Annotated in this window: 5 protein-coding genes; 2 read left to right on the forward strand and 3 right to left on the reverse strand. The window is 64.2% G+C overall.

The window, feature by feature from the left end; translation table 11 throughout:
• Nucleotides 1-221 precede the first annotated feature (221 nt).
• Nucleotides 222-1484: an extracellular solute-binding protein gene (locus tag ABN034_RS33975; protein WP_349695062.1), complete on the reverse strand. Its 1263-nt coding sequence runs from the start codon at nucleotides 1482-1484 to the stop codon at nucleotides 222-224.
• Nucleotides 1485-2234: 750 nt separating this feature from the next.
• Here ABN034_RS33975 and ABN034_RS33980 point away from each other — a divergent pair.
• Entirely contained in the window at nucleotides 2235-2933 is a 699-nt protein-coding gene (locus ABN034_RS33980) for a FadR/GntR family transcriptional regulator (RefSeq protein ID WP_349695063.1), read from the forward strand.
• Between the two features lie 49 nt (nucleotides 2934-2982).
• Nucleotides 2983-4143, forward strand: coding sequence for a mandelate racemase/muconate lactonizing enzyme family protein (locus ABN034_RS33985; protein WP_349695064.1), 1161 nt, complete (start codon nucleotides 2983-2985; stop codon nucleotides 4141-4143).
• Here the strand turns inward: ABN034_RS33985 and ABN034_RS33990 are convergent.
• Together ABN034_RS33990 and ABN034_RS33995 are read right to left on the reverse strand one after the other, a co-directional pair.
• Nucleotides 4111-5472 carry an enolase C-terminal domain-like protein gene (locus tag ABN034_RS33990; protein WP_349695065.1) on the reverse strand — a complete coding sequence of 454 codons (1362 nt, stop codon included), beginning with the start codon at nucleotides 5470-5472 and terminating at the stop codon, nucleotides 4111-4113. The genes ABN034_RS33985 and ABN034_RS33990 overlap by 33 nt on opposite strands.
• 54 nt (nucleotides 5473-5526) lie before the next feature.
• On the reverse strand, nucleotides 5527-6981 hold the full coding sequence (locus tag ABN034_RS33995; protein WP_349695066.1) for an alpha-L-fucosidase: 1455 nt from the start codon (nucleotides 6979-6981) through the stop codon (nucleotides 5527-5529).
• Nucleotides 6982-7172 lie beyond the last annotated feature (191 nt).

Genomic DNA, 7172 nt, shown 5'->3' on the forward strand with positions numbered 1-7172 from the left:
TGAACGACGGACTCCCACCGATCGTCCAGTCAGTGAGACTGAAGAAGAACGACGCGACCATCGGCCCGATCGTGAAGATGACGAACCCGAGAATCGCCGGCATCGCCAGGATGACTCCCCAACGGCGTTCCAGCCGCCCCTGTCCCGACAGCCGACGCCTCTGGAGCGGCCACCGGCCAGACGGCCGCTCCGCTTGTGTTCCCGTCAGGCTCACCGGGACCTCAGAGCTCCTGGGTCGGATTCCAACCCTGCAGCAGTCCGTCGATCTTCGGGACCACCGATGCCATGGTGTCCTTGACGGGCTCCTTCCCGCCCTCCACGCGTTGCAGTGCCGGGGTCAGCATCTCGTTGATGTTGTCCATGTTCTTCAGGCGTTGGTTGAATGCGGTCGTGGCGTGGTTGAGGGTGTAGTCCACGACCGCGGTCTTGTATTCCGGCGGGTGGACGTCGTTGTCGATCCACGAGGCGATGGCGTCGGGATCGGTGTAGTACTTGCGCTCCAGGGGCATCCAGAGACCGTTCTTGTACAGATCGACGTTCTCCGGATCGTTGTGGAACAGGTAGAGCTCCACGGCCTCGTCCAGATGCTTGGTGCTTGTGAAGATGACCGACGGGCTACCCATCGACGTCGTCTTCGGCTCCTGGTAGCTCGGTAATACTCCGATGCCGAAGTCGACGTCGCTCTGGGCCATGTCCAGGAGTATCCACTGCCCGTCGAACACCATCGCGATGCGTTTTGTCTTCAACTGCACAGCGGTGGTCGGGGCGTTGTTTCCCAGCTGCACCGGTGTCGGCGCCACCCGGTGCTCGTACATCAGATCCTGCAGGTTCTGCAGTACCTCTAGGGCTTCCGGCGTATCGAGCAGGCACTTGGTGCCCGCCTCGTCGACGACATCGACGCCGTTGCTGCGCAGCAGGCACTCCCAGGTCTGGACGAACTGAACGCTGGCCGAAACTCCGAACTGCCGGACTTGTTTGGGATCGAACCCCGTCTCGTCGGGTCGCCTACCCTCCTGATCGTAGGTGAGTTTGTAGGCAGCCTCGACGAGATCGTCCCACGACCAGGCACTTGCGGCCTCCGCTGGCGGATGTTCGACGCCCGCCTCGTCGAACACCGGTTTGTTGTACCACAGCAGCGCGACCTCGTTGGCCGTCTGCGTACCGAACGACTTGTCCTTGCCGTACCAGAAGTAGGTGCCGGGCAGCCGGCCGGCCAGCTCGGGGTGCTTGTCAAAGTAGGGAAAGAGATTTACCAGCTTGCCCTGCTCCCCCAGACGGTAAGCCATCGGCGCGAGCATGTACGCCACGTCAGGTGCCCGATTGCTCGCCACCAGTGTATTGACCTTCGTGTCGTACTCCTGCGGCGTGTAGAGCGGCTCCGCCGAGGCGCCGGCGTGCTTGCCCTCGAACTGCCCCGAGCATCGCGTTGACGGCCTTCTGTTCGAAACTCGAGCCCCAGTACATGAACTGCAACTCGACATCATCACCGCCGCCACTGCCCGAGTTGCAGCCGGTCAGCCCATGACCTGCCATGCCAGCACCTGCAGTCAGTCCGCCAAGCCGCAGCACGTCGCGTCTACTCCAGCGGGACCCCAGCATTGCGGCGGGTCGCCGTCTCATCCCTAGCGCCATTGCCAATCACCAAGCCTTTGAGATTCCGTTCACTGGTAGCAGGACCGTTGTCGTCGGCGCGTCCAGCGACAGATGGGGGCGACGACGGAGGGCGTATTCGGCGGATGGTGCCGAGAGTGCCTACGACGCCGGGCGGCCGGCGAACCAGCCCGCCGCTGTCGGGCCGCAACTCCTGCCGCGATGCGTCTTTCGGTCGCCTGGAATCGGCGATCGTGGTCGGGGCGTTAAGCAGTAGTATCTATTCCATGTGCCATCCGTATAAGCCTACCTATCGTCCCAGCGATGGTGGGGAATTGCCCGCATAGCCGCATCTCCACCGCGCACTGAGCCAGACGTTGGCCCGATCTAGCCAGCGGTGGGGGCGCGTTCGGAGTGAAGCATAAGTCATACTCATCAAGAGAAGTAGATGTCAGACTGACCGGAACCTGCCGCATGGCGGCATGGTCACTGCGCGAGGAGAGATTCGAGTGCTCGATGAGGTGCCATCAAAGAGCGCGCCGCCTGGCCCCGATCCCGAAGCGCGCACGTCCGACGTGGCCACCGCGCCAGGTCCTCGCCACACGGAGTCGTCGGCTTCAGCGACGTACCGGCCAGGCTATGAGGTGACCGCGGAGCGGGTACTGGAGCTGATCACCACGCTCGACCTGCACCCCGGTGACCGTATGCCCACCGAAAACGAGCTCGCCAAACGCCTCGGCACAAGCCGTACGGTGGTCCGCGAGGCAATCAAGATCCTTTCAGCACTGGGCCGGGTCCGCGCGCAGAAAGGACGAGGGTTGTACGTGGCTGACGATCCCGGAATGCTCGGCGGCTCCGGCAGCCCGTTCTTCCTTCCGACCGACCTCGAGCACGTCTACATGCTCTTCGAGTTCCGCCGCTCCTTGGAGATGGAGGCGAGCCGGCTCGCCGCGAGACGAGCCACCCCGACCGAGCTGCGAGCAATCGAGCAGGCCGTGGACGACTACCGGACGGCACACCAGACCAGCGACAGCGAGTTGCTGCTACGCAGCGACGACAACTTCCACGCCAATGTGGCCGCGGCCGCACACAACTTCTTCCTCGCCGTCGCGATCCGCGAGGCGCGGCGCCTGCAAAGCCAGTCCAATGTGATCGGCCTCCAGAGCACACTCGGCGGACATACCGCGGAGGCGGTGGAGGAGCATGCCGCTGTCTACGTGGCCATCCGCAACGGACAGCCGGAAGCTGCGGCACACGCCGCCGCCGACCACATCGACAACACCCTCGAGGACTACCGCCAGGAGATCCAACGTCGAATCTTCTCTCGGGCTGTTCCAGAATAGGCAACAGCGCATCGTCGAGCCGTCACCGTCGCATCCATGAAGGGCTGACATGAAGATCACCGGCTATCGCACCCTGACGACGGTCCAGGAATGGGGGCGGCCCGTCGGAGACGCGAACGGAACCTTCACCGACGGGATCACCTCGGTTTCGATCATTCAAGTGGAGACCGACGAGGGAATCACTGGCACCGGGTTCGGCTCGCATGTGCAAGTGGAGGCCATTTTCGCTGCGATCGAAGGCGAGGACCCGCGCAGCGTCACAGCACTGTACGACCGGATGTTGCGGCGGACGTTCAAAGCAGGTCACGGGGGCGCTGTCTTCTCCACGATTGGCGCATTCGACACCGCTCTGTGGGACATCAAGGCGAAGGCCGTCGGCGAGCCGCTGTGGCGACTCCTCGGCGGACGCGACCGTGTCGTACCCGCCTATGCTTCGGGTCTCGACATCGGCCTGAACGATGACGAGTTGGTCGCGGTCTACCAGAACTACGCCGACCACGGGCTTCTCGCGGCAAAGCTCAAAGGCGGCCTCGACGTCGAGCGGGACCGGCAACGGCTGACACTCGTTCAAGACGTACTGCGCCAGGCCGGGGGCGGCCAACGGCCAGGCCTGATGCTCGACGCGAACGAGTCCTGGAACCGCAAGCAGGCGGTTCGTCACATCAGCGAACTCGAGCGCACCCTGGACCTCGTCTGGGTCGAGGAGCCCGTCCGGCGCTGGGACGTCGACGGCTTGGCGACAGTCGGGCGCGGGATCCGAGCTTCGGTCGCCACAGGGGAGAATCTCACCGGACTCGAGCAGTTCCGCCCTTTGCTGGTGGCGGGAGCGGTGGACATCGTCCAGGCATCAGCGTCCTGCGGAGTGACCCACTTCCTGCGAGTCGCCGCAACGGCACATGCCCATGACCTCCCGGTCAGCCCGATCGGCAACGTCTCCGTCGCGCTCACGCACGCCGCGACCTCGATCCCCAACCACCTGGTGACCGAACTGCAGGACCTTCAGCCGCCGGTCGGAGTGACCGTTGACCGGCGGATCGAGCACGGCGCCCTCGTTCTCGGAGACTCCGCCGGAATAGGCGTCCAGGTCGACGAGAACGTGATCAGCACGCGCGGGCACCAGCCGAACACCCAGCAGACCGACGGGCCGCACGTTCGGCCCCCACGTGCCGGGCTTCGGCTACTCGCCACCTCCGATGGACACCAAAGTTGACGCGGCGGCTGACGCCCAGTATGACCCGTCGGGAAACCGGTATTGCTTGACGGAGCTCTCGCGGAGCTGAGTGGAGTAACCCGGCCTCGAGGGCAGAACGTATCCGATGCCCGCGCCGCCATCGCGCACCACACACGGGTCGGTGAAATGCTCGTGCAGGTGGTCGACGAACTCGGTGACGCGGTTGGTGAGGTCGCTCGATACGGCAACGTAGTCGAGCACGGACACGTGCTGGACCATCTCGCACAGTCCGACGCCGCCCGCATGAGGACAGACGGGCACATTGAACTTCGCAGCGAGGAGCAGGACCGCGACGATCTCGTTGATGCTGCCCAGGCGCCCAGTATCCAGCTGGCAGAAGTCGATGGCGTCGGCCTGGAAGAACTGCTTGAACATGACCCGGTTGTGGCAGTGTTCGCCGGTGGCGACACCGATCGGCGCTACCGCGCGGCGGATGGCCGCATGGCCGAGGATGTCGTCTGGGCCGGTGGGCTCCTCGATCCACAGTGGCTCGAAACGGGCGAGCGCCTGAACCCATTCGACAGCCTGGCCGACTTCCCAGACCTGGTTGGCGTCGATCATCAACTTGCGATCCGGGCCGATGATCTCCCGCGCGATGGAGCAGCGCCGGATGTCGTCGCTGAGGTCCGCGCCGACTTTGAGCTTGACGTACTCGTACCCGGCATCGACCGCCTCGCTGCACAGCTTGCGCAACTTGTCGTCGCCATAACCCAGCCAGCCCGCGGACGTGGTGTAGACGGGATAGCCGGTGCGGGCGAGTTCGGCGACCCGGTCGTCCTTGGTGCCTTCCCTGCTCCGGAGGATGTCTATTGCCTCCTCACGGGTCAGCACATCGGAGAGGTAGCGCAGGTCCGCGATGTCGACGAGCTGTTCTGGGGACATGTCGGTGAGCAGTTGCCACAGGGGCCTTCCGGCGTGGCGTGCGACCAGGTCCCACGACGCGTTCAGCACGGCGGCCAGCGAGAGGTGGATCACGCCCTTCTCCGGGCCGAGCCAACGCAACTGTGAGTCCGAGGTCAGGAAGCGGTATACCGCACCCATGTCCGCAGCCATCACATCGACATCCCAACCGACGAGACGCGTCGCCTGTTGCTGGGCTGCCGCCACGACGATGTCGTTGCCCCGGCCAATGGTGAATGTCAGGCCGTGACCGGCAAGCGGTGCAGCAACGGTGTCGATGCCATCGGTGTGCAGAGTCACATACGCAGCCGAGTAGTCTCCGTCTTTGTTCATCGCGTCGGAACCGTCGCCGGTGAGCGACGTGGGGAAGCGGACGTCTTCTACGGTGACACCAGTAATCTGCGGCATGAGACCTCATCGGTTGGGCCTGAACAGGAAGATTGAGTTCAAACGAGGGTGCGTTCAGGCCAGCTGGACCGCCAGGCAGTTGAGTTCACCTGCTGGGCCGGTTTGGGGTAGCCGCACACGTAGGCCGTCGTTGGTCTGCTCCCAGGACGTGTCGCCGTGACCGAGTAGGCGGACCGCGTGCACGTTGTCGGCTGGGGTGAGGGTACGGATCAGGGCTGAACCGTCGGTGGGCCAGCGCATGAGGAAGGCGTACACGGTGTTGTCACGTTGGGTGAACCGGATGTCCTGGGCTGTCCAGTCAACCTGGTCTTCTCTGAAGTGGTCGATGATGACCTGGCTGGGTCCTTCACCGAAGACTCGGAAGGGGTTGGTGCCGAAGATGCCTTCTCCACAGATCGCGATCCAGCGGGCCATCTCGTCGAGGAGAAAGCTGCACTCGTCGTCGATGGTGCCGTCGGGTTGTTGCAGGATGTTGAGCAGCAGGTTGCCGTTCTTGGCGACGACGTCGACAAGGATTTCCAGTACGTGGCCGGCGGTCTTGTAGCGTGCGCGCACGTCGTAGAACCACCCACCGACACAGGTGTCGGTCTGCCAGGGGTCGGGCCGGATGTCCGGTTCCTGGCTGCGCTCGATGTCGAACACACCGATCTGCACCAGCTTCGCCTCACGTGTCTTCTGCGTGTATACGGCCTGGTTGACCCCGCCATGAGTGGCGGCGCTGGTGTTGTACAGGTGGGCGACGGCCTGCGCGCCTGCTGCGTGCCCGTCGGACTCGAACGGCAGCGGCCCATCGCTGTAGAGCAGATCGGGTTGGAACTTGTCGATCATCTCGGTGACGAGGTCGAGCCAGCGTTGGTGCCACCAGGTGTTGGGCGTGTACCAGGGATTTTGGACGGGCTCGAGCTTCTTGCTGTAGTGCTCCAGGTTGGGTAGGTAAAGGTCTTCGTAGCTCGGGTCCGACCCGTCGTACGGCACGCCCTTGTAGGGCCCGTTCTCGTCCGCGCCCTTGTTCGTTGCGAACCAGCTGAACGACGCGCCAAGGTGTTCGCTGAGCCCGAACCGCAGTCCACGTGCGACGGCGGCGTTTCGCCACCCTGCCACGATGTCGCGGCCCGGGCCGACCTTGGCGGAGTTCCACCGGTGCAGGGCCGAGTCGTAGTTGAGGAAGTTGTCGTGGTGCACCGCCTGGGCGACGAAGTACTTCGCGCCGGCCGCGACATAGCGGTCCATCAACGCCTCAGGGTCGAACTTTTCGGCCTTCCACAGTGCGACGAGATCCTTGTACCCGAAGCGTGAGGGATGCCCGTAGGTGCGCAGGTGGTAGAGGTACTGGGCCGAGCCCTCCCGGTACATGTGCCGTGCGTACCAGTCGCCGAATCGCGGTACCGACTGCGGACCCCAGTGCGACCAGATCCCGAGCTTGGCATCACGGAACCACTCCGGTACCACGAACCCGGCGAGTGACTCGATGGTTGACTGGAACGGACCAGCAGCGAGTTGCGCGTTCATGGTCGATGATCCTCCGATGAGTCGGCCTCGGTGTGAGTGGGCGGGTGGCGCGGCGCCTTACCAGAGGCTGGATCTGGCGAATCGGCGTGCGATCTGGTTGGCGAGGACGAGCAGGATGAGGCCTACGACGGAGCGGAAGAGTCCGATTGCCGCGGCGTAGGAGATCTGCGGCACGGCGGCGGCGAGGCCTA

The sequence above is a fragment of the Actinopolymorpha sp. B11F2 genome (assembly GCF_040195635.1).
Lineage (GTDB): Bacteria > Actinomycetota > Actinomycetes > Propionibacteriales > Actinopolymorphaceae > Thermasporomyces.

Coding starts and splice junctions, on each gene's coding strand:
- ABN034_RS33990 (WP_349695065.1), bottom strand. CDS start 5,472: ATGCCGCAGATTACTGGTGTCACCGTAGAAGACGTCCGCTTCCCCACG.
- ABN034_RS33985 (WP_349695064.1), top strand. CDS start 2,983: ATGAAGATCACCGGCTATCGCACCCTGACGACGGTCCAGGAATGGGGG.
- ABN034_RS33975 (WP_349695062.1), bottom strand. CDS start 1,484: ATGATGTCGAGTTGCAGTTCATGTACTGGGGCTCGAGTTTCGAACAGA.
- ABN034_RS33995 (WP_349695066.1), bottom strand. CDS start 6,981: ATGAACGCGCAACTCGCTGCTGGTCCGTTCCAGTCAACCATCGAGTCA.